Here is a 19,366-nt window from a genome sequence, read left to right as displayed (position 1 = left end):
GTTCCGATGGTCGATCCCGGAGGCCTGGCGACGCGCCTGCTCGAGCATGAGGCTCGAGGGCTGCTGGCCCGTCTGGACCAGGTGAGGCCCTTCGCGCTGCACGAGACGATGGTGCTCGCCGCGACGCTCCCGTACGAAGCGCAGGTGATCATCGAGCGCTTCCTGCACGCGAGCCGCGGCCGCCTTCGGGAGAAGGTCCATGGATACCTCGACTGGCTGCACGGCCAGGGTCGGCGGGCGGGCGCGGCCGAACAGCAGCGGCGCTTCGTGCTGATCCGGCTGGGATTCAACGACGTGCTGTCCCAGTTCGATCTGTTCACCGAGGTGATCACCCAGCGCAGCGAGCACGGGACGGGGGTGTGGTTGTCCGGTCTCGACGTACTGGCGCGGGACGCACTCCGGCTCGACCTCGACGGCTACGAGCAGGTGCCGGCCGTGTGCTACCTCGCCCGCGGTCCCGGTGCCGCGATCCGCCGGGCCCGCACGCGCTTGCCCGGCGGCGATTCGAACCCGGTCGCGATCATCCGGGTGCCCCGGGAGCGCATGGTGGGTAGCGGTGTCGCGAGCTCACTGGTTCACGAGGTGGGGCACCAGGGAGCTGCGCAACTGGGGCTGGTCGAGTCGTTGCGGGTCGACATCGCCCGGGCGGCGACCAAGGATCCCAAGGGTTGCTGGCCAACGTGGGACAAGTGGATCAGTGAGATCGTCGCCGACTGCTGGTCGGTCGGGAAGCTCGGGATCACGTCCACGGTCGGTCTGCTCGCCGTCGTCAGCCTACCGGCCTTCTTCGTCTTCCGGCCGTCCGGCAGTGACCCGCATCCGGTTCCGTACCTGCGCGTCCTGATCAGCGCGACCATCGGCGAGGCCGTGTACCCGCACCCGCAGTGGGCGGCGATGCGGCACACCTGGAAGCAGCTCTATCCGACCCACGAGCTGCCGGCCGGCCGTCGTACCGACCTGGAGCGGCTCGAGGCCGCGATCCCGTCCTTCGTCCGGCTGCTGCTCGCGCACCGCGCACCCGCCCTGCACGGCCGGCGGCTTGGAGACATCTGGCCGGCCCGGGAACGCCAACCGGAACGGCTGATCCGGCTGCACCGCGAGTGGGCCGGCGATGTCGCGGTGATGGCGCGCCGGCCGCCGTCGCTGGTGTTCGCCGTCATCGGCCAGGCCAAGGCGGCCGACCTGATCAGCCCGGAGGCGGAGAGCGACCTGCTGTCGGCCCTCCTCCAGGCCTGGGCGGTCCGCAGCAGCCTCGACGTCGTCCAACGACCTCATACCAACCACCTGCCGTCCGCGCGCCGGGCGTCATGAAGAACGATTGAAAGGACACGACCGTGCAAGTTTCGTGGACACCGGACCCCATCCGGGCCGGCCAGTTGGCCGTCCTACAGCTCTTGCTGGAGGACACCGACGACCCGGGCGACTACACCTTCCGGCTCACCGTGGCGACCGACGAGGTCAACCCCTTCGGCACCGGCATCGCCCATCGCATGCGGCGCGGCCTGGACTTCGAACCCGAGATGCTCTTCAGCGTCGAAGGGTCCAAGACGCTCACGATCACCAGGGGAAAGGACACCGGGCCCTTCGAGGGGGACCCGGAGGTGACCATCCCGGTGCTCGCCGCGGCTGTTGCGCAGGTACCGACCCAGACGGTCGCCCTGGTGGCAGGAGATCCGCCGCAGAGCGACGACGAGGTGCTCTGGAGCTTCATCCGCGAACTCACCGGGCAGTTGCGGTTCGAGGAGTTCCACGAGTTCGTCGAGCCCAAGCTCACCGGTCTGTCCGGACCCGAGTGGTTCGGCACCGACGCCTACCGCCGGCTGTTCCGGGCCGCCGAGACCTTCGTCGAGGCAGCCGCCGACCCGCTGCGCGCGGTCGAGAAGCGGAAGCTGCTCAAGCACGAGATCTCGCCGGGAACCGTGGCCGGCGGGCTCGAGCGGTCCTACGTGAGCAGCGAGCGCGATGACCTGGCCCAGCCGTTACTGCGCTTCGCCGCCGACGTTCCGGTCCGGAACGACGTCAGTGTGGCGACCAGGGCCGGCGGCGGACCCGCTGCGCTGTTCCCGTTGCCGAATGTGCCGTTTGTCGAGCTCATCTGGAACTACTGGCATGAGGAAGGTGGTCTCGTGCAGACGATGAACCACATCCTCGCGCGGTTCCAGAACCGCCGGATCGGACCGCAGTACGACGCTCTGGCCCGGTTCGACCTCAATCCGCTGCTACCACTGCGCAACCTGCTGTGGGGGTTCGCGGAGGACGAGCAGAGCCGGCTGACGGTACGTCGCCGGGCGGCGGAGTACATGGTGCAGTACGGGCTACCGCTGGTCGGCCGGGCCGTGCCACCGCCGTACACGATGGTGGATCGGCGGACGCAGTTCCTCGAGGGCTTCCACGCGCTTCTGCACGCGGCGCACGAGTTCTACAAGGAACGCGACGACAAGACCGTCGACGCGGACGCGTTCCCGTTGCTGAGCAGCCTGCGTGAGGTGCACCTGGTCCTCGCGCATGGGGCGCACAACCAGTTCGCCGACCTTCCGCTGGTGGCCCGCGCGGAGATGCTGACGATGCAGTGGATCCTCGCCCAGCCGGAGATGCGGGAGTTCCTCGGCGGCCCGACCATGGTTCCGTACGAAGAGGACTGGATGGACCGGGTCGACACGATGAAGAGCATCCAGGGGTGGCCCGAGGCCAGCATCACGCACTTCTTCGAACTGGCCGTCCATGGCGAGCAACTGCTGCTCTCGATCCGGCACGGACGCTGGAACGAGTCGAGCCGGACCCGCGAGGACGCCGCGAACTGGGCACTGACCTGGCGCAACGAAGTCCAGCGCTACCTGCACGCGTACCGGACTGTCACCGGAGTCGATCTGGCGACCACGGTCGACGCCACGATGCCCTCGGTCCTGCTGGCGCGCCGCGGCGGCCGGCAAATCCGCCGAGCGTGACCGGTCATGCCGCACTGGACCCGAGGCTCGACTTCACCTCGTCGTTGTTCCTCGGCCTGCACCACGGCAGCGGGTCGCTGCCGCCATGGGCTTCGCTCACGACCGGCGTACCGACGGTGCTGCACGAGGCGGCCGATGCGCACCGAGTCGCTGACACCGTCGCGGCAGCGCAAGGTGCGCAGGCCGGCGTGGTCGGACGTTCCGCTCTGCATGCGCTGATGGACGTGATGGGGATGATTCCGCAACGCGGCGACGTCGTCGCGATCGACTCGGCGGCCTATTCGCTCGCCGAGTGGGCGGCGTTGCGGGCCGCAGCCAACGGCGCCGTGGTGCGGAGGTATCCGCACCACCGCCCGGAGGCGATCGTCCCCACGACCGGTCGCCGGCTGTTCGTCCTGACCGATGGGTGGTGCCCCGGCTGCAACCGGCCGGCGCCGCTGCCGGAGTTGCAGCAGTTGGCCCGCGAGACGGGCGGCGCACTCATCGTCGACGACTCGCTGGCATTCGGTGTCCTAGGCAACAAACGCCGAGGCGAGGTGTTCGGCGACGGTAGCGGTACGCCGAGGTGGTGCGGACTGGATCACGCGGGCATCGTGTGGGTCGCCTCGCTGGCCAAGGCTTTCGGGGCGCCGCTGGCGGTGACGACCGGCGATTCCACGACGATCAGGCGGCTGGCGGGGGAGGGTGGCAACCGGGTGCACAGCAGTCCGCCTTCGGCCGCGGATCTGGCGGCTGCGAGCACGGCTCTGCATGACCCGAGCGGCAACCGAGTTCGCCGTACCCGGCTGCAGGGGCAGGTTCTGCGTCTGCGCAGCCGACTGCATGACCTCGGCCTGACGGCCAACGGCCTGCCGTTCCCGGTCGTGAGCATCCGGTTGCCAGGATCGGACGCGCAGAGGTGGTGGTCGCGACTTCAGTCGGCCGGCATCCGCGCGCTACTGCAGCAGTCCCGGTGCCGCCGAGGAGCCATGCTCACCGTCCTGGTGCGTGCCGATCACTCACCTGCCGATCTCGAACGGCTGACCGCGGCGCTGCTCGCTGGACAGCGAGGTGTGGCATGAGGCGGTCCCTGGTCATCGATTCGCATTGCCACGCCGGCCTCGGCGACGGGTTCACCGGCCCGTGGGACACCGATGCATCGCTCGACCGCTATCGCGAGCGCGCCAAGGAGGCCGGCATCGACATGACGGTGCTGCTGGCGCCGCTCACCTCCGACTACCGCACGGCCAATCGAGCGGTGGGCGCGATGGTGACCGCGGAGCCGCGATGCTACTTCGGCTTCGCCTTCGTCAATCCCGTGACCGATCGGGGCCGGATCGCTGCCATGGTGGATGAGGCGCGTGCGTGGGGTGCGTGCGGGATCAAGGTGCATTGGCGCGACGGCCGGATCACCCGTGAGGTGGCCGAGGTGGCGCGACGCCGGCAGTTGCCGATCCTGTACGACCCGGCCGGCGATACCGCCACGGTCGAGATGGCCGCGACGTCGTACCCGGAGGTCGCGTGGATCATCCCGCACCTGTCCTCGTTCGCCGACGACTGGAAGGCGCAGATCGCCTTCGTCGACCAACTGGTCCGGCTGCCGAACCTCTTCACCGACACCGCCGGCGTGCGGTACTTCGACGTACTGGCCGATGCGGTCCGCCGGGCCGGACCCGACAAGGTGCTGTTCGGATCCGACGGTCCGTTCCTCCATCCCGCGGTGGAGATCAGCAAGATCCACGCCCTCCACCTGTCCGCCGAGGACGCCGCTCTGGTGCTCGGGGGCAACCTCCTGCGACTGACCCGGACCGCCCGCCGCTCGGCCCGGCCATCGCCTGATCGAGCGGCCACCCAGAACCGGAGGTACAAACGATGACCATCTCACCGCAGGAGTCCGAGGTCCGGAACTGGGCGACCAGCTTCCTTCCGCCCGCATCCTCGCCGGGGCAGAGCCTGACTCTGCGCACGCCGGGGTACGTGGAGATCAAGCCACACACGCTCTCCGGGATCCGCTCCGGCCTGGCTCAGCTCGGCGCCCGCCTGGAGAAGGCAAACCTCCCGAGCGGGGTGCTCGCGACCTACGTGGGGACCGACGCCCGCGGCAATCCGCTCAGCAAGGGCATGGCGAAGTACCTGCGGGTCTACGCGGTGGTGGTGAACGCCAAGCCGAAACCCACGCTGGCGGCGTACAACCAGCCGGGGAGGTGGCACTACCTGGGATTCACCAAACTGGAACCGACGATGAGTCACCCGCCGGTGGACCATGCGCCCGCTTTCGGCTGGGCGGTCGAGCCCGTCGTCCAGGAGCGGGTGAAACTGGCGGTCGCGCTGGCGACTCCGCAGCGGAAGTGGACGACCGCGGGCGGTCCCTCACCAGGCCCGGACATGACCTACTCCGAGCTCGCCGACTTCTACCGCGAGTTGGCGCGCCAAGTGCGCGATCCGTTGTACGCGGAGCTAGCGTCTGAGCTGGAGGCGATGGCTGTTGCTTAGGTACGGCGCTTCGCCCTGCGCAACTGCAGAGCCCGGTCGGTGACGCCCAGCCGTGCCGCGGCCGCGCGGATGCTGCCACCGGAATCCTCCATCGCGGCCGCCACCGCGAGGTCGGCAACGTAGTCGCGCAGTTCCTTGAGCGTCATGCCCTGCCGCAGCTGCTGCCGGATCGCGTCCATCAGGGTCGGCGCCCGGCTGTCGGCCGTACCGTCCGTGGACAGTGGGCGGTCCGACGGCGGGAGATCTCCTGGGGTGACCGGGCCCGGGCCGACGTGCCGCGACGCCACCCGGTGGGCGAGCTGCCGGAGGTCCCGGAGATTGCCGGGGTAGTCGCGGCGCCGCAACGCGACCTCCACCTCGGGTGTCACCTCCGCCGGTTCGGCCTGGCCTTGGGCCTCGGACAGGAAGCTGCGGAACAGCGGGATGAGATCCCCGGGACGGTCCCGCAGCGGTGGCAGCTGCACCGAGTACGCGGCGATGCGGTAGTAGAAGTCGGCCCGGAACCGGCCGGCGGTGACGTCGTCCTCGAGGACGCGGTTGGTGGCACAGATCAGCCGGAAGCTCGTGTGTTGCCAGGTGTCCGCGCCGACTCGCTTGTACATACCCTCCTGGACCACGCGCAGCAGTTCCGGCTGCAGCTCGAGGGGGAGCTCGCCCACTTCGTCGAGCATCAGCGTCCCGCCGTTCGCCGCCGCGCACGCGCCGGTTCGCACGCTGACCGCGCCGGTGAACGCACCTCGTTCGTGGCCGAACAACTCCGAGCCGGACAGGCTGGGCACGATGGTCGTGCAGTCCACCACCACGAGATGCCCGGACCGGCCGGCCGCGCTCACCGTGTGCGCCACCTTCGCGGCCAGCTCCTTCCCGGTCCCGGTCTCACCCGTGATCAGGATCGGCCCGCCGCCGAACTTGGCGGCCGTGACCAGGTCTCGCAGGGCCTGTCGCAAGGCCGGGCTGCTGCCCCGGATGACGTCGGCGACGGGTGGAGACTCGACCACGTTCTCCACCTCGATCAGTCGCTCGAGGCGAGCCTGGATCGGTCGGGGATCGTCGTGCCAGATCATCAGATCGGTCGCACCACACGCCAGCAGCGACCAGGGCTCGAGGCTGTGTCCGGCTTCCGACACGACGATCACATGGGCGTTGGACGACGCCGCCATCGCCAGCGCTTGTTCGAGATCGCGGGAGACGGCCGAGCACACGACGACGCCGGTCAGCTCACCTGGTTCGGGAGCTGTCACCAGGCGCAGGTCGGGGTGTGCGGCGCTGATTGCACGCGCGATCGCCTTGGTACGTGCACCTAGGCCAAGGTCGAGCACCCACGTCATCAGATCCCCCGGGAAACAACCCCGCTAGGGCGTGGGCCTCTCACCCGCCATTGCCGGCTGCAGCCGGCCACCCACCCCCTGTTTCGAGGGTAGGTGGCCGGTTTGCCTTGTGCCAGAGTTCAGGCGTTGCTACCAGGACACTTCGGTGACCCGGCCGCCGGAGACGTTGACGGTGAGCCGGACGGGACCGTCGGGCAGTACGGCGAGGTCGTAGCGGCCTTCTGGTACGTCGAAGAAGACTGCCGAGTGGATGGTGTGGCCGTCGGGCGCGGATCGTTGGACCACTCCGACATGGGGAAAGTGCCCATGACGGTGTTCGCCGGCCGGGCGGCGGACGATCTCGGCGTCGTACAACTCGGCGGGGGCGGTGACGACGATCGCGCCGATGTCGTCGCCGATGTCGAGCAGGACCGAGGATCCCCTACCCGCATGGGGATTCTCCTCGGCGTTCGTGAGCGGCCTGGTCATGCGACGGCCGGCTTGCCGGGGGTGGACGAGTAGCCGCCGGCCGGCGTACCGAGGTACGGGAACCAGTTGAGGTAGTCGGAGTTCGTGTTCGACGTACCGTCCTTGATCGCACCGGCCGCGTCGTCGGGCTTGAAGGCGGGGTCGACCAGCGGGATCGTGATTCCGGCGACCGCGCGCAGCTCGACGGTGACGACGTCGTCGAAGACCCGGCGTCCGTTCGGGAAGCCGGCCGCGTCGCCTGCCACCAGCCCGAGCGGGTTCGGCGACTTCGACGGCGGTACGGCGACGTTCAGCCGCAGCATGTCGGCCTGGACCGGCCCGGTGTAGTTCTGGAAGCCGGGCACGACACCCTTGGGGATACCGGTCAGCAGGATCGCCGCGAGGTCGGCCCGGGGCTTCTTGTACGCCGCCAGCCGCGGGAACACACCCGGGTAGAGCACCGGCAACAGCCCGGCCAGCTCCGGCGTGGTGACGTACTTCGCGAAGGCCTTGTCGTCCTTGGGTGCCAGGCGGTTCCACCTGTCCTTCTCGGCCATCGGCACGATGACCTCGTTGAACAGCGGGTTGCCCAGCCGCGAGACCTGCTTGTAGGGGCCGTGCCAGATCGGGTCACCGCTCAGGTCGTCGAGGATCCGGGACTGCTGCCGGCTCGCGGAGGCGTAGACGCCGATGACGGACTTCGGGTCCAGCACGTCTTTGGGAGTCGAGCCGTCGCGGGTCAGGTCGCTGATCGGGACCTGGAGCGCGATCGTGTGCACGTTGGATCCCTGCAGCCCGTTGACACCCATCGCGGCGGCCGACGGGATCAGGTGGGCCATCTGGAACGGCCGGAGGGTCGCGAGGTCGAAGATGCTGCCGAGATCGGCGAAGAAGCCGTCCGCGCGCTGACCGGCGAAGACCTGGCGGTTCCTCCCGATGGTGTGGATCGCCTGCCGCGCCAGCTTGGTGTAGTTCGGCGTACTGCGGACTCCGACGTTGACCGGCGGTGAGGCGAGGTCACGCGCGATGATCCGGGACTTGCCGGCCTCGACCCGGGTGACCGAGTAGAACTGCGGGCGGTTCCAGTTCGGGTCCTTGATCGAGGTGATCGGGCCGGTGTTGTACAGGAACGTCTTGGGGTTGCGGATCTTGGCCTGGAAGCGGAACTGGTAGCTGATGTCCGCCCTCCCGGTACCGCTGTTGGAAATGTGGATCTGGTAGAGCACGTCGTCGCCGAACTCGTAGAAGTTCGGGCCGCCGTACGGGTTCTCGAACGGGATGAAGTTGGCGATGATCGTGACCGTGTCCGGCTTGTCCGGGGACACGAACGCGTACACATCGGTGTTGTCGGCGACCGGATCCTTCGAGATCTCGGGCGCTTCGCGGTGCGAGGACATGACAGGTTCCTTCCTCAGGCCGTGGTCTTGCCGGCCAGGCGCTCGGCCAGTTCGTGATCGGTGACGAGGACTTCGCGCTGGCCGACCATGATGGCCATCTGCCCCTTCTTGACGTTCTTGACGTGCACGACGAACGACTCGGCGTTGGCCAGCTCGGCCGCCGTCAGCTTCGATGCGGCCTGTGGTGCGGTCGGTTCGGGCCGGTCGCTGAAGATCTTCGGCGCTGCGACCGCACCGACCGCGGCCGCCGTGCCCGCCCCCGCGAACACCAGGAATCCGCGGCGTGTGGCGTCACTCATGACTGTTCCTCCCTTTGCCTGGACCACCGGCGAACACCGGCAGTCGGACCACCTCGCGTTCGGCGCCGGCCGCCGGGCGGATAGGCCGAACCCCTTGTCGGGAAGGAAATTCGACGGAACGTCTCCGCCCGCCTGCACGGTGTGAGCGACAGCGGCGGCGTGGATATTCGGCCCTCGCCGGTGTCGGGATGACGTCGTACATTCGATGTCACACCTGTCGTGTTGTGGGTACTGGGGAGTGGCCGCAGGTGTCGTGGGGAGGAGTGAGGTTTGTCAGACCAGGACAGGACAGCGAAGCCGCGCCCGGCGTTGCCCGACGGATCGATGCCGTACTACGACAGCCATCCGCTACCGGGAATGCCAGGCGGCGATCCGCCGTTCGCCCCGTTCGGGTGGGGACCCGCGCTCGGCCGTCACGAAGAGTTGCCCCGCGGCCACGACAGGCCACCGCGCAGAGTCCGGGCCCCGCTGCTCGTCAGCCTGCTCGTCACCTGCAGTGTGGTGATCGCGGGCCTGGGGTTGAGTGCCATCCTGTTGCGGTGAGTTCTGGCATGACGGCCGCTGCTTGGGCCGAGCAGCAGGTCGCGGCCGTCCGGGATGACCCGTCCGGTCGGCTCGCGCTGATGCAGCGCTGCTACTACGGTCCGTTCGGCAAGGCACCTCGGCACCTGCCCTATCGGCGTGCGGCGATGTCGGCGATGCGATGGGAGTTGCGGCGCGGTGTGCTGCAGCCACCGTTCAGTGACCGTCCAGGGAGTCCGTGGTGGCGGGCGGTGAATGAGCGCGTCCTTCGGGACGGCTGCGAGGCGGTGGCACTGAGCGGGGAACTGGCCGGCTCGGCTTCGTCGCGCACGGTCGCGTACTGGTTGTCCTTCGCGCAGTACCCGACCGCACGGGCATGGTGGCGAGCGCACAACGGAAGCGTGGTCGCCGGGTACCTGGAGCACCGCGCGCTGGCCGAGACGGAGACCGCGGCCGAGCGGTTCTTCATGAACGTCGTGCTCTGCCGGGTGCTCTACACCCACGCCCTGGTGGCCGCGCCCCGGATCGCACTGGGCTGGCTCCGTCCGCTCGCCCCGCTGCTCGGTGACCCAAGGGTCGGCATGGCCGGGATCTTCCTCCAGCTGTCCCGCGTGCTGCCGGACGAGTATCCCCTGCGCGAAGAGGTCCGGTACTACCTCCGACAGGAACTCGGTTTCGGTCGGCTCCTGGACTTCGGGGTGATCGTCCCGCGGCTGCGACAGCTCTACAAATGGTCGGCCAACGAACTCGCCGACCCGGGCCTGCTGGACTTCATCGCCGGCGGATCCCTGACCTATGCGCTGTCAGCCGACGACAGCTTCTGGGAGCCGCCACCGTCCCGCATCCTCGACCTGGTCCATCGCCTTCTGCCGGCCTAGCTTGTCCGAGGTGCCCAGCGGAAGGTCGTCGTACCGATGATGGTGGCGGCCACGCCCCAGGCGGCGACGATGGCGAGGTCGACGGGTTCGAATCCGGCGCCTGTGGTTGCTGGGTCGAAGACGGTCAGGAACGCGTCGTAGAGCCGCTGCACCGGGAAGATCTGCGCGAACTCACGGACGCCATTCGGGATGAGTTCCTGCGGGATGAAGATTCCGGAGATGAAGTACAGCGGGAGGGTGATGGCGTTCGTGATCGGTACGGCCGCGTCCTGGGACGGGATCGCCGCCGACACGGCGAACGCGAGGGCCGAGAAGGTGAAGGTCCCGACCACGAGAGCCAGCAGACCGGCCGCGATCGTGGTGGTCGGTACGGCGACGCCGTACACGATCCGCCCGATGGCCACGAGGACCACGACAAGCAGGATCGCCGCGACCGCGGACGTGATGATGCGTCCGGCCATGAACGTCCAGGTCGGGAGTGGCGTGGTGCGGAGCCGTTTCAGCAGACCGCGTTCGCGGGACGCGGTGAGTGAGACGGTGAGGTTGGTGAAGGTGGTCTGAACGATCCCGAGGGTCACGATGCCCGGCAGATAGTACGTCGCGCCGCTGACCAGCTGCCCGTCGGCGAGTTCCATCCGCTGGTTGCCGAACACGGTGACGAAGATGACCAGGAACATGATCGGCAGGACGACGGCGAAGAAGATCGTGCTCGGACTCCGCCAGAACGTCTTCCAGTCGTAGCGGACCTGGTGCCGCACGAGGCTCACGGTTGTGCCGCCCCCGTCGTGAGCTCGAGGTAGACGTCCTCGAGGCTGGGTCGTCGTACCTCGAAGTCGGTGAGGTCGAGTTCGTTCTGGACGGCCCAGGCGGTCAGTGCGTGGACCAGTGGCACAGGTTCGTCGGAGCGAAGCTCGACCCGGCCGGCTGATACCTCGGCCGGCTCGGGGAGGGCGGGGAGCTCGACGCCGTGGGGGAGTGTGAAGGTGATCCGCGTCGCGTGACCGGCCACCAGGGAGTCCGGCGGGCCCTCGGTCCGGATCCGGCCGTCCACGAGGATCGCGACGCGGTCGGCGAGTGCTTGGGCCTCGTCCAGGTAATGAGTCGTCAGCAGTACGGTCTTGCCGGCTTCTCGTAGCGAGGCGATGATCTGCCACGCCCCGCGACGTGCTGCCGGATCGAAACCGGTGGTGGGCTCGTCGAGGAACAAGAGTTCAGGGTCACCGATCAGGGCGATCCCGAGGTCGAGCCGGCGCTGCTGACCACCGGAGAGTCGGCCGGCGCGAGTACGGCCTTGTTCCTCGAGACCGACGAGCTGGACCACCTCCTCGACCGGTAGCGGTCGTGGGTAGTAGCCGGCGAACTGCTCGAGCGACTCGCGGACGGTGAGCGCGGGCTCGACCTGCCAGCTCTGCAACATCACACCGATCCGCGAGCGCCACTCCCGATCCGCGCGGGCCGGATCGGCGCCGAGCACTTCGACCTTCCCGGCGGTCGGGTCCCGGTATCCCTCGAGAATCTCGACGGTCGTCGTCTTGCCGGCGCCGTTCGGGCCGAGGAAGGCGAAGATCTCGCCCGCGCGAACCTCCAGGTCGATCCCGCGCACCGCATCGTGGCGCCCGTACGACTTCCGCAGCCCGTCGGCCGTGATCACCGCGCTGGTCAACTGCCCTCCCAAAGGTCCTTGCCAACGGCATTGAACGCCCGGCGTGGAAGTGAGTCCAGTGGCCGATAGCTGACTAGACATTGTGGTAGTCAGGGGTTAGAGTCTATCCAGGACATTGAAAGTCCAGAATAACTGAAGGAGGAACAGGATGAAGATCTTTCTGGCCGGGGCGACCGGCGTGATCGGGCAGCGGCTGGTTCCGCGCCTGGTCGCGGCCGGCCATGTTGTCGGCGGGTTGACCCGCTCGGCGGGCAAGACGGAACTGCTCAGCGAGCTCGGTGCCGAACCGATCGTGTGCGATGTCTTCGACCGGTCCGCCCTGGTCGAGGCGGTCCAGGAGTTCAAGCCGGACCTGATCTTGAACGAGTTGACCGATCTTCCGGACGACGTGACGCGGATCGGTGAGTTCACGGCGCTGAACGCGCGGATCCGGACCGAAGGAAATCAGAACCTGATCGACGCCGCCCGGCAGAGTGGATCGCCGAAGATCCTGGCGCAGAGCGTGGCTTGGCAGTTGCCGGACGGCCCGGACAAGCTGGCGGTCCATGAGTTGGAGCGAGTCGTGCTGGCCGAGGGTGGCGTCGTACTGAGCTATGGCCAGTTCTACGGACCTGGCACCTACAACGAGGCGGACGTGCCGGCGGAGCCGCGCGTTCACATCGATCGCGCCGCCGACCTGACCGTCGAGGCGCTCGGAAGTGCCACCGGCGTCGTCGTGATCACCGACTGACCGCTGGCTCGTTTACCTGGTAGTCAGCCTCTATCCTCTCCATGGGACCGGGTACCGAGTCATGGAGACGAGAAGATGTCGATCACCTTCGAAGGGGTTCTGGCCGACCGGAGCACATGGCGGCTGGACAACTGCTCGATCGCGCGAGCGATGGACCTGATCGGCACGCGGTCGTCGATGCTGATCCTGCGCGAGGCGCTGTACGGCACGACCAGGTTCGACGACTTCGTCCGGCGGACCAAGTCGACCGACGCCATCGTCGCGGCCCGCCTCAAGGAACTCAGCGACATCGAGCTGTTCACGAAAGAGCCGTACCGGGAGCCAGGTAAACGCACCCGCTACGAATACGTCCTGACCGACAAAGGGAGGGACCTGCTCCCTGCGGTGTTCGCACTGATGCAGTGGGGCAACAAGTACCTGCAGGCCGAGGACGGTGGTCCGCTGCGTCTGGTGGAGCGCGGCACCGGTGAGCCGGTGGTCATCGGTCCGCGGACCGAATCCGGCCGCGACCTCGAGCTCGAGGACCTCGCGATCGTCGCCAACGGAGATTGGGCCGACGTGCAGAGCAGCTGAGCTTCGGGACCGGCGCGCAGGTATCGACAACTCTCGACCAGCGCGCCTGGTCTTCTCGAAGGAGCTTTCTCTTGCTGTCGACACAGCTTCGTACTGAGGTGCCGTCAAGTCGGCGCCGTCGCACGCTACCGGCCGGGTTCGCGGTCGCCGGTGCGGCGATCTCGTTCACGAGCCTCTACCTGGCCGCCGGTGCGCTGACCCCGCTCCTGGTGGTCTACAAGGAGAGGTGGAATTTCGCGCCGGCCGTTCTCACGGTGGCCTTCGCCGTCTACGCGGTCGGCTTCCTGGCCGCCGTACTCACCGTTGGTTCACTGTCCGACCACATCGGACGGCGACCGGTGTTGATCGGGGCAATGATCGTCCAGATCGCGTCCAACCTGTTGTTCCTGGCTGCTTCGGACGTCGGCTGGGTGATCGCCGGCCGGATCGTGCAGGGCGTTGCGAGCGGCGCCGCCACGTCGGCGTTCACGGCGGCGCTCGTCGAGTTGGCGCCGCCGAACCGCAAGCGACTGGGTGCGGTCCTCGGTAGCGTCGGTCTCACCGGGGGGCTCGGAGCCGGCTCGTTGCTGGCGGGGCTTGCGATCCAGCTCACGCCCCGAGCCAACTCGATCGTCTTCATCTCGCTGACGGTCCTCACCACGCTGGGGATCGTCGTCGCCGTACTGTCGCCGGAGACCGTGTCGCGGGTGCCGGGCGCAGCGCGGTCGCTGATTCCGCGGATTGCCTTCCCACCGGCTGTACGACGGGAGTTCGCCGCGGCGGCGCCCGTGGTCGCCGCGGTGTGGATGCTCGCCGGCTTGTCCGGCGGACTCGCGCCGAGCATGGTGCGCAGCGTGTTCCACCTGAACAGCGGCCTGCTCAACGGCTTCGCCGGATTCGTCGCACCAGCCGTCTCCGCCGTCGTCGGCCTCGCCTTCGCGAGGGTCGAGCCACGACGGGCGATGACGATCGGGATCCATGCGTCGATCGTCGGAGCGGTCGGCATCATCGGTGGTGTCCTGGCCGGGAGCCTGCCGATCATGATCGTCGGTCAGGCTGTGGCCGGCGTCGGCTTCGGCGCGGCGTTCACGGCCGCACTGCGGCTGATCTTCCCGCTCGCTCCGGTTCACCAGCGTGCCGCGGTCGTGGCCGGGATCTACCTGGTCTCGTACGTCGCCCTCGGTGTTCCGATCGTGATCGCCGGGCAACTCGCCGGCCCGCTCGGGGAGATCCCGGCAGTGACCTTGTACACCGCGTCGACCGTGCTGCTCGCCCTGATCAGCCTCGTCGCCCAGCTGCGACTCCGGCGCTCTTGACTGTGGTCACGGCGACACAGGCGCCGGCACGTCCTCGTGGGGCTCCGGGCGCTGCGGGTGTCCGACGAGGGGAGAGCGGGTCCCGAACCAGGCGTCGAGGAGCGCGTCGTCGCCGAGGGCTCCGAAGGGGGCAGGCTCGCGTTCGAGGATGCGCAGCAGCGTGATGAGCCGTTGCGTCGTTGCGCACATCGTCGGGTCCTCCCCCCAGCCGTCGTTCGCTGACCCCAACCCGGACACGCCGGCAGCGCTTGCCGAGTTGGACGGTCCCGGAGCTGCTGTTCTGAACACCGGGACCTGGAGTCGTTGGTCTCACGTGTGACCAACCCCCGTAGATGGTGCCGTGACCCGGCCAAGGCAGTGCGACATCGACCGGCCCACGCTTCACCCCCCACATCGCGCCCCAACCGAAAGACGTTACACAAGGTCAGGCGTGATCCCCACGCCGCACGGCACGAGGAGATGGCGGCGTTCGAGGCGGTCGGGTATGCCAAGTTCACGGGCCGGGTTGGCGTCCGTACGGCGACCAGCGGCCCCCAGCGCGATCCACCTGCTGACGGTGATGGTCCCGGAGCAGCTGCCGAACGTGCTCGATCGGGCGATCCGGATCGCGGCGTCCCGGGTTCGGGCTGCGCAAGTTCGGCTTCCACGGGTTGTCGCACGAGTACGTCGCTCGCACCGTCGAAGCGCGACGGGTCGTGAGCTGCCACCTTGGGCGCGGTGGGGTCGGTGAGCACTCCGCAGCGGTCCGCGCCGAGACCTGCCGGCGTCTCGAATGGCTCGGCGTCGAGCTCGATGCCGCCAGCAACGAGGCCGGCGAGCGGGTCATCACCGGGTCTGGATCGCGGGTGACGGCGTACGTCGTACCGGCGCGGGAGGACCTGACCATGGCGACTCAGGCACGGCGCGTCCTCGGCTAGTGGCGTACTCGTTCGGATGAAGTGCTCGCTGTGGGGTACCTGAGGGCCAGGAACGGGAGGTCGACCAATGAGCGAGAACGAGCGGCTGATCCACGCGGACATCAAGGACGTATTCGCGATCCTGACGGACGGATGGTCGTACGCCGGCTGGGTCGTCGGCGCATCCAGGGTCCGCGACGTCGAAGCGGGTTTCCCGGAACCCGGTCGCAGCATCCACCACTCGGTCGGGGCCTGGCCGCTGCTGATCGACGACACGACGAGGGCCCTCGAGTACGAGCCCCTGCGCCGCCTGCTGTTGCGGGTCCGGGTCTGGCCGGTGGGCGAAGGCGAGGTCGAGTTCGTAGCAACCGAGACCACCGAAGGCTGCCGACTCGTCATGCGCGAACACACAACCAGCGGTCCGGTAGCCCTGATGCCCTCAGCGGCAACAGACGTCATGCTCCGCGCCCGCAACGCCGAAACCCTAGAACGCCTCGCCCTCCTCGCCGAGAAGCAGCCACCGACGAAAACCTGATCACAAGCCGCAACCCAGACGACCTCCCCGCTTTCCCCGAAGCCCTACTCAAGGCTCTCGGGGTAGCAACCTGCGGGGTCTCCTTCAGGTTCTCGTCGTGGCCTGTCAGCGATCCGCTTCGCTTTGGACCTTCTTCTGCAGCTTGTCCTTGCTCAGGCCTGACGTGCCGGAGATGTCGGCATTGGCTGCCTGCTGGGCGAGTTGGTCGCGGGTCATGTCGCCGGGCTGCTCGCCGAGGTGTTGTTTGCGGCTGGCAACGAAAGCTTCGCCGAGCTCGGTACGGCGCTTGTCGGACAGGTTGGAGCGCATCCCGGGCAGGACCTTGGTCTCTTCTTCCTCGACGTGATGCGACACCGCGTCGACCAGATTCTGCAGCGCGCTGTCGAACTTGGGTGAAGTCGGGTCCGTCGCGGCGAGTTCGGCCAGCAGTTGGTCCGCCTCGATATGTTCCTGCTGGCTGTGCGAGACCTCTTCCTTCTCACCGGCCTCCGCGGCCGCGACCGGGTAGACCTCGGCTTCCTCGGCGCGACTGTGAGCGGTCAGCAAGATCGTCAGCACTGGCAGCAAATTCGGACGCTTCTCCGGATTCTCCTTGAGCTCGTCGAACAATCGCTCGACCTCGCGGTGGTCCTGCATGATCAGATCAACAACATCCCCGGCCATCTAACTGTCCCTCCAGCTCGTTTGGCCCCGACCAGTACCCACACCCATGCGGCCACCTTGGGCCCCTGGTTAGGTTGGCTGGGGATGGCATTGGGTACGGGTGGCGGGATGCTGGTTGCGAAGCGGTACAGAATGGGTCCCTCAATTGGTCGGGGCGGCATGGGAGAGGTCTTCCGCGCCACCGATGAGCAGTTGGGGCGTTTGGTCGCCGTCAAGTTGCTGTTGCCGACCGATCACGGTGTGAGAGCGGCTGAGCGATTCCATCGCGAGGCGCGAGCCGCCGCGAGGGTGAGCGATGCGCACGTCGTGTCTGTGTACGACTTCGGCGACCACGACGACGGATTCTTCTTGGTGATGGAGTTGGTCGAGGGCCGGTCAGTCGCCGAAGAACTCGCCGAGCACGGCACCCTGCCGAAAGACCGCGCCATCGACATCGTCGAACAGGCCGCCATGGGCCTGGCCGCGGCGCACCGGGAGGACGTCGTCCATCGTGATGTGAAACCGGGCAACCTGCTGCTCGCGGCGGACGGGACCGTCAAGGTCGCGGACTTCGGTATCGCGCACCTTCCAGGAGAAGGATCGACCACGCTCACCGCGGCCGGCCAGATCATCGGTACCACGCACTACCTCGCGCCCGAGCAAGCGAAAGGCGCGCAGGCCGGCAAGGCATCAGACGTGTACGCGCTCGGTTGTGTGCTCTACCAGTTGGTCACCGGTCGACCGCCGTTCACGGCGGATCACCCGGCGGCAATTCTGTACCAGCACGTCGACACTCCTCCCGCACCACCGAGCGCGAACCGCCCCGAGCTCAGTGGATCGTTCGAGACCGTTCTGCTCCAGATGCTCGCCAAGGATCCCGCTGACCGTCCAACGGCCGACGAGATCGCCGCGGGCGCCTTGCGTACCCAGGCGCCCGGACATGCCCCCTGGCCACTCGTGGCCGTCCCTGCCGCCTCAGCTCTAGACACCAAGCAAGACGTCATCAGCGATGGTGACAGCGCGCCGCCCAATCGGATGCGAAACAGATCCCTTGTGGCGGGGTTGATCGCCGTCATCGCCACGGCGGCGGCTGTGACGGCTGGCGTCGTACTCAACGAAAACGACAAGCGGCTGCCTCCAACCACCGACGTCGGTCCCCAACCGACCCAAAGCACGCCAGGACCAAAGCCCGCCGCGACGAGAACTACATCCACCGCTGGCCCAACCCAGCCTGGTACTGCGCGTCAGTCGACTGCGAGCACGTCAGTTCAGCCGTCGCAAAGCCCGTCTAAGTCTGGCACCCCTTCGCCGAGCACTGCTCCGACCAGTACGACGTCGCCCACCACCACGTCACCCAGCACGACCGCCCGGTCCAGCACGACGCCCAGCGACCCCACGCCCACGACCTCTCCCTCCAGCACCGCGCCAACCGACGCACCCACGACAAGCGCACCAGCAACCCAGTCACCATCACCAGCCGCACAGAATGCCGGGCCGGGATCGGACTAGCTGCAGCCCTGCGGCGAGCCTCAAGAGCCGCGCACCGAGTCCTGACAGCGATCCGTTGGGCGACGGCTCGCGCCGGCTGTCCTCGGCGTACGAGGTCTGTGAAAGATCGCCCGAGTTGCCTGGTTTGCGTGTTTGGTGGCGGGTACCGGGCAGCTAGTTTCGGTGGTGGTACGGAAGAGTGCCATTTCAGTAAGTCCTTGTTGCGAGGCAGAGATGCTGCGCCCTTCGGCCTGGTCGGTCGCCCCCTTTCACGTTCTGTTGCCGTCGTTCTCGGACGGCGGATCAGACGCGGCCTCGCGACGTCCATCAACGCTCCTGGGAGGAGCCGTCACATGACGCGTACGACGAACCATCGGATGGATGCCGACCGTCCACCCACGGAAGGTGTGAGCGAGACAGCCCGAGACGAAGCCGGGCAGTTGAAGGAGACATCGGCGGAGGCCGCTCGTCAGGTTGCGGGAACCGTCAAGGAGAAGGCATCGGACGTGACGTCGGATGCCGTCGAGCAGACCCGGCGGCTGGCGAGTCAGGCACGGGACGAGTTGATCGGGCAGGCGAGCCAGCAGAAGGACCGGGCCGCCGACGGACTTCGTTCGGTGAGCGATGAGCTGCGTGGGATGGCCGAGCACGGTCAGTCCGGTCTGGGCGCTCAGTTGGCACGGCACGGTGCGGACTTCTCGGATCAGGCGGCGGACTTCCTGCAGAAGCACGAGCCGGGTGACTTGCTGGAAGAGGTCCGCGGGTTCGCGCGGCGCAAGCCCGGAACGTTCCTGCTGGTCGCCGCGGCCGCCGGCGTCGTAGCCGGCCGCCTCACACGAGCGCTGGCGTCAGGCGACACCCGTACGTCGAGCAGCACCGTCACCCCGAGCACTGTCGGATCGCCGAGCGGGAACGGGTTTACAGAGCAGCCGGTCGGCGGCGACGCTACCGATGACTATCTCGTCCCGCCGCCGTCGGCGCCGATGAGTGCCCCGCCGGTCGCCCCGACCACGCCGCCGCCTCCGACGCCCACGCCGGTAGCACCCGACCCGGATCCGGGAACGCCCGTCACCCCCAGGTTCGGTCCGGGATCGGGGCTGTGAGATGACCGTCAGCGGATCACCACCCGGCAGCGGTTCGCATCGGTTGTCGATGGACGGGTCGGTCGGCGAGCTGGTCTCCCAGCTGACCACCGACCTGGGACAACTGACGCGCCAGGAGCTCGCGCTGGCCAAGGCCGAGTTCCAGGCGGAGGC

General features: G+C 68.0%; 22 protein-coding genes. 14 read left to right on the top strand and 8 right to left on the bottom strand.

What is annotated here, in order from left to right; all coding sequences use genetic code 11:
• Nucleotides 1–6: 6 nt before the first annotated feature.
• The 5 genes from AB0E63_RS31785 to AB0E63_RS31765 are packed head-to-tail and all read left to right on the top strand — an operon-like array spanning nt 7 to nt 5,417.
• Entirely contained in the window at nt 7–1,311 is a 1,305-nt protein-coding gene (locus AB0E63_RS31785; protein WP_360374444.1) for a hypothetical protein, read from the top strand.
• A 23-nt stretch (nt 1,312–1,334) separates the two neighbouring features.
• On the top strand, nt 1,335–2,945 hold the full coding sequence (locus AB0E63_RS31780) for a hypothetical protein (protein WP_360374442.1): 1,611 nt from the start codon (nt 1,335–1,337) through the stop codon (nt 2,943–2,945).
• Complete coding sequence (locus AB0E63_RS31775; protein WP_360374440.1) at nt 2,942–4,006, top strand: hypothetical protein; 1,065 nt, start codon at nt 2,942–2,944, stop codon at nt 4,004–4,006. Before AB0E63_RS31780 ends, AB0E63_RS31775 begins: the two co-directional genes overlap by 4 nt.
• On the top strand, nt 4,003–4,800 hold the full coding sequence (locus AB0E63_RS31770) for an amidohydrolase family protein (RefSeq protein ID WP_360374438.1): 798 nt from the start codon (nt 4,003–4,005) through the stop codon (nt 4,798–4,800). The genes AB0E63_RS31775 and AB0E63_RS31770 overlap by 4 nt, the downstream gene beginning before the upstream one ends.
• Nucleotides 4,797–5,417, top strand: a complete 621-nt coding sequence (locus AB0E63_RS31765) for a hypothetical protein (protein WP_360374436.1) — start codon at nt 4,797–4,799, stop codon at nt 5,415–5,417. The genes AB0E63_RS31770 and AB0E63_RS31765 overlap by 4 nt, the downstream gene beginning before the upstream one ends.
• Here the strand turns inward: AB0E63_RS31765 and AB0E63_RS31760 are convergent.
• From AB0E63_RS31760 to AB0E63_RS31745, 4 genes are all read right to left on the bottom strand, one after another.
• Nucleotides 5,414–6,745, bottom strand: a complete 1,332-nt coding sequence (locus tag AB0E63_RS31760) for a sigma 54-interacting transcriptional regulator (RefSeq protein WP_360374434.1) — start codon at nt 6,743–6,745, stop codon at nt 5,414–5,416. The genes AB0E63_RS31765 and AB0E63_RS31760 overlap by 4 nt on opposite strands.
• Before the next feature lie 129 nt (nt 6,746–6,874).
• On the bottom strand, nt 6,875–7,213 hold the full coding sequence (locus tag AB0E63_RS31755) for a hypothetical protein (protein WP_360374432.1): 339 nt from the start codon (nt 7,211–7,213) through the stop codon (nt 6,875–6,877).
• The gene (locus AB0E63_RS31750; RefSeq protein WP_360374430.1) at nt 7,210–8,589 is read right to left on the bottom strand and encodes a DUF4331 domain-containing protein; all 1,380 of its coding nucleotides are present in this window, start codon (nt 8,587–8,589) and stop codon (nt 7,210–7,212) included. Before AB0E63_RS31750 ends, AB0E63_RS31755 begins: the two co-directional genes overlap by 4 nt.
• A 14-nt stretch (nt 8,590–8,603) precedes the next feature.
• A complete protein-coding gene (locus AB0E63_RS31745; protein WP_360374428.1) occupies nt 8,604–8,888 on the bottom strand; it encodes a twin-arginine translocation signal domain-containing protein in 285 nt (94 codons plus the stop codon).
• 270 nt (nt 8,889–9,158) lie between these two features.
• Between AB0E63_RS31745 and AB0E63_RS31740 the strand changes: the two genes are divergently transcribed.
• Together AB0E63_RS31740 and AB0E63_RS31735 are read left to right on the top strand one after the other, a co-directional pair.
• Entirely contained in the window at nt 9,159–9,431 is a 273-nt protein-coding gene (locus AB0E63_RS31740) for a hypothetical protein (protein WP_360374426.1), read from the top strand.
• Complete coding sequence (locus AB0E63_RS31735) at nt 9,428–10,288, top strand: hypothetical protein (protein WP_360374424.1); 861 nt, start codon at nt 9,428–9,430, stop codon at nt 10,286–10,288. Before AB0E63_RS31740 ends, AB0E63_RS31735 begins: the two co-directional genes overlap by 4 nt.
• Here AB0E63_RS31735 and AB0E63_RS31730 read toward each other — a convergent pair.
• The gene (locus AB0E63_RS31730; RefSeq protein ID WP_360374422.1) at nt 10,285–11,055 is read right to left on the bottom strand and encodes an ABC transporter permease; all 771 of its coding nucleotides are present in this window, start codon (nt 11,053–11,055) and stop codon (nt 10,285–10,287) included. The genes AB0E63_RS31735 and AB0E63_RS31730 overlap by 4 nt on opposite strands.
• A complete protein-coding gene (locus AB0E63_RS31725; protein WP_360374420.1) occupies nt 11,052–11,951 on the bottom strand; it encodes an ABC transporter ATP-binding protein in 900 nt (299 codons plus the stop codon). Before AB0E63_RS31725 ends, AB0E63_RS31730 begins: the two co-directional genes overlap by 4 nt.
• A gap of 148 nt (nt 11,952–12,099) precedes the next feature.
• Here AB0E63_RS31725 and AB0E63_RS31720 point away from each other — a divergent pair, with 148 nt between their 5' ends.
• From AB0E63_RS31720 to AB0E63_RS31710, 3 genes are all read left to right on the top strand, one after another.
• Nucleotides 12,100–12,681, top strand: coding sequence for an NAD-dependent epimerase/dehydratase family protein (locus AB0E63_RS31720; protein ID WP_360374418.1), 582 nt, complete (start codon nt 12,100–12,102; stop codon nt 12,679–12,681).
• A 75-nt stretch (nt 12,682–12,756) separates the two neighbouring features.
• Nucleotides 12,757–13,254, top strand: coding sequence for a helix-turn-helix domain-containing protein (locus AB0E63_RS31715; protein WP_360374416.1), 498 nt, complete (start codon nt 12,757–12,759; stop codon nt 13,252–13,254).
• A 71-nt stretch (nt 13,255–13,325) separates the two neighbouring features.
• The gene (locus AB0E63_RS31710) at nt 13,326–14,549 is read left to right on the top strand and encodes an MFS transporter (RefSeq protein ID WP_360374414.1); all 1,224 of its coding nucleotides are present in this window, start codon (nt 13,326–13,328) and stop codon (nt 14,547–14,549) included.
• Nucleotides 14,550–14,555: 6 nt separating this feature from the next.
• Here AB0E63_RS31710 and AB0E63_RS31705 read toward each other — a convergent pair whose 3' ends face one another.
• Nucleotides 14,556–14,738, bottom strand: coding sequence for a hypothetical protein (locus AB0E63_RS31705; protein WP_360374412.1), 183 nt, complete (start codon nt 14,736–14,738; stop codon nt 14,556–14,558).
• Between the two features lie 506 nt (nt 14,739–15,244).
• Here AB0E63_RS31705 and AB0E63_RS31700 point away from each other — a divergent pair.
• Both AB0E63_RS31700 and AB0E63_RS31695 read left to right on the top strand, forming a co-directional pair.
• Nucleotides 15,245–15,466 (top strand): hypothetical protein, encoded by a 222-nt coding sequence (locus AB0E63_RS31700; protein WP_360374410.1) that lies wholly within the window; start codon nt 15,245–15,247, stop codon nt 15,464–15,466.
• Between the two features lie 67 nt (nt 15,467–15,533).
• Nucleotides 15,534–15,980, top strand: coding sequence for an SRPBCC family protein (locus tag AB0E63_RS31695; protein ID WP_360374408.1), 447 nt, complete (start codon nt 15,534–15,536; stop codon nt 15,978–15,980).
• A 105-nt stretch (nt 15,981–16,085) separates the two neighbouring features.
• Here AB0E63_RS31695 and AB0E63_RS31690 read toward each other — a convergent pair whose 3' ends face one another.
• Nucleotides 16,086–16,616 carry a hemerythrin domain-containing protein gene (locus AB0E63_RS31690; protein WP_360374406.1) on the bottom strand — a complete coding sequence of 177 codons (531 nt, stop codon included), beginning with the start codon at nt 16,614–16,616 and terminating at the stop codon, nt 16,086–16,088.
• Between AB0E63_RS31690 and AB0E63_RS31685 the strand changes: the two genes are divergently transcribed.
• A complete protein-coding gene (locus tag AB0E63_RS31685) occupies nt 16,512–18,131 on the top strand; it encodes a serine/threonine-protein kinase (RefSeq protein WP_360374404.1) in 1,620 nt (539 codons plus the stop codon). The two genes, AB0E63_RS31690 and AB0E63_RS31685, sit on opposite strands and share 105 nt — an antisense overlap.
• Nucleotides 18,132–18,463: 332 nt before the next feature.
• Nucleotides 18,464–19,213 carry a hypothetical protein gene (locus tag AB0E63_RS31680; RefSeq protein ID WP_360374402.1) on the top strand — a complete coding sequence of 250 codons (750 nt, stop codon included), beginning with the start codon at nt 18,464–18,466 and terminating at the stop codon, nt 19,211–19,213.
• The last annotated feature ends 153 nt before the right edge of the window (nt 19,214–19,366 follow it).

This window comes from Kribbella sp. NPDC026596 (genome assembly GCF_040638415.1).
Lineage (GTDB): Bacteria > Actinomycetota > Actinomycetes > Propionibacteriales > Kribbellaceae > Kribbella.
This window is presented reverse-complemented; position numbering and strand designations above follow the sequence as displayed.

What these genes read in the sequence shown, in the direction of transcription:
- AB0E63_RS31785 (WP_360374444.1), top strand. Translation starts at nt 7, where the DNA reads ATGGTCGATCCCGGAGGCCTGGCGACGCGCCTGCTCGAGCATGAGGCT.
- AB0E63_RS31760 (WP_360374434.1), bottom strand. Translation starts at nt 6,745, where the DNA reads ATGACGTGGGTGCTCGACCTTGGCCTAGGTGCACGTACCAAGGCGATC.
- AB0E63_RS31720 (WP_360374418.1), top strand. Translation starts at nt 12,100, where the DNA reads ATGAAGATCTTTCTGGCCGGGGCGACCGGCGTGATCGGGCAGCGGCTG.
- AB0E63_RS31770 (WP_360374438.1), top strand. Translation starts at nt 4,003, where the DNA reads ATGAGGCGGTCCCTGGTCATCGATTCGCATTGCCACGCCGGCCTCGGC.
- AB0E63_RS31755 (WP_360374432.1), bottom strand. Translation starts at nt 7,213, where the DNA reads ATGACCAGGCCGCTCACGAACGCCGAGGAGAATCCCCATGCGGGTAGG.
- AB0E63_RS31750 (WP_360374430.1), bottom strand. Translation starts at nt 8,589, where the DNA reads ATGTCCTCGCACCGCGAAGCGCCCGAGATCTCGAAGGATCCGGTCGCC.
- AB0E63_RS31695 (WP_360374408.1), top strand. Translation starts at nt 15,534, where the DNA reads ATGAGCGAGAACGAGCGGCTGATCCACGCGGACATCAAGGACGTATTC.
- AB0E63_RS31690 (WP_360374406.1), bottom strand. Translation starts at nt 16,616, where the DNA reads ATGCAGGACCACCGCGAGGTCGAGCGATTGTTCGACGAGCTCAAGGAG.
- AB0E63_RS31680 (WP_360374402.1), top strand. Translation starts at nt 18,464, where the DNA reads ATGACGCGTACGACGAACCATCGGATGGATGCCGACCGTCCACCCACG.
- AB0E63_RS31765 (WP_360374436.1), top strand. Translation starts at nt 4,797, where the DNA reads ATGACCATCTCACCGCAGGAGTCCGAGGTCCGGAACTGGGCGACCAGC.
- AB0E63_RS31715 (WP_360374416.1), top strand. Translation starts at nt 12,757, where the DNA reads ATGTCGATCACCTTCGAAGGGGTTCTGGCCGACCGGAGCACATGGCGG.
- AB0E63_RS31705 (WP_360374412.1), bottom strand. Translation starts at nt 14,738, where the DNA reads ATGTGCGCAACGACGCAACGGCTCATCACGCTGCTGCGCATCCTCGAA.
- AB0E63_RS31745 (WP_360374428.1), bottom strand. Translation starts at nt 8,888, where the DNA reads ATGAGTGACGCCACACGCCGCGGATTCCTGGTGTTCGCGGGGGCGGGC.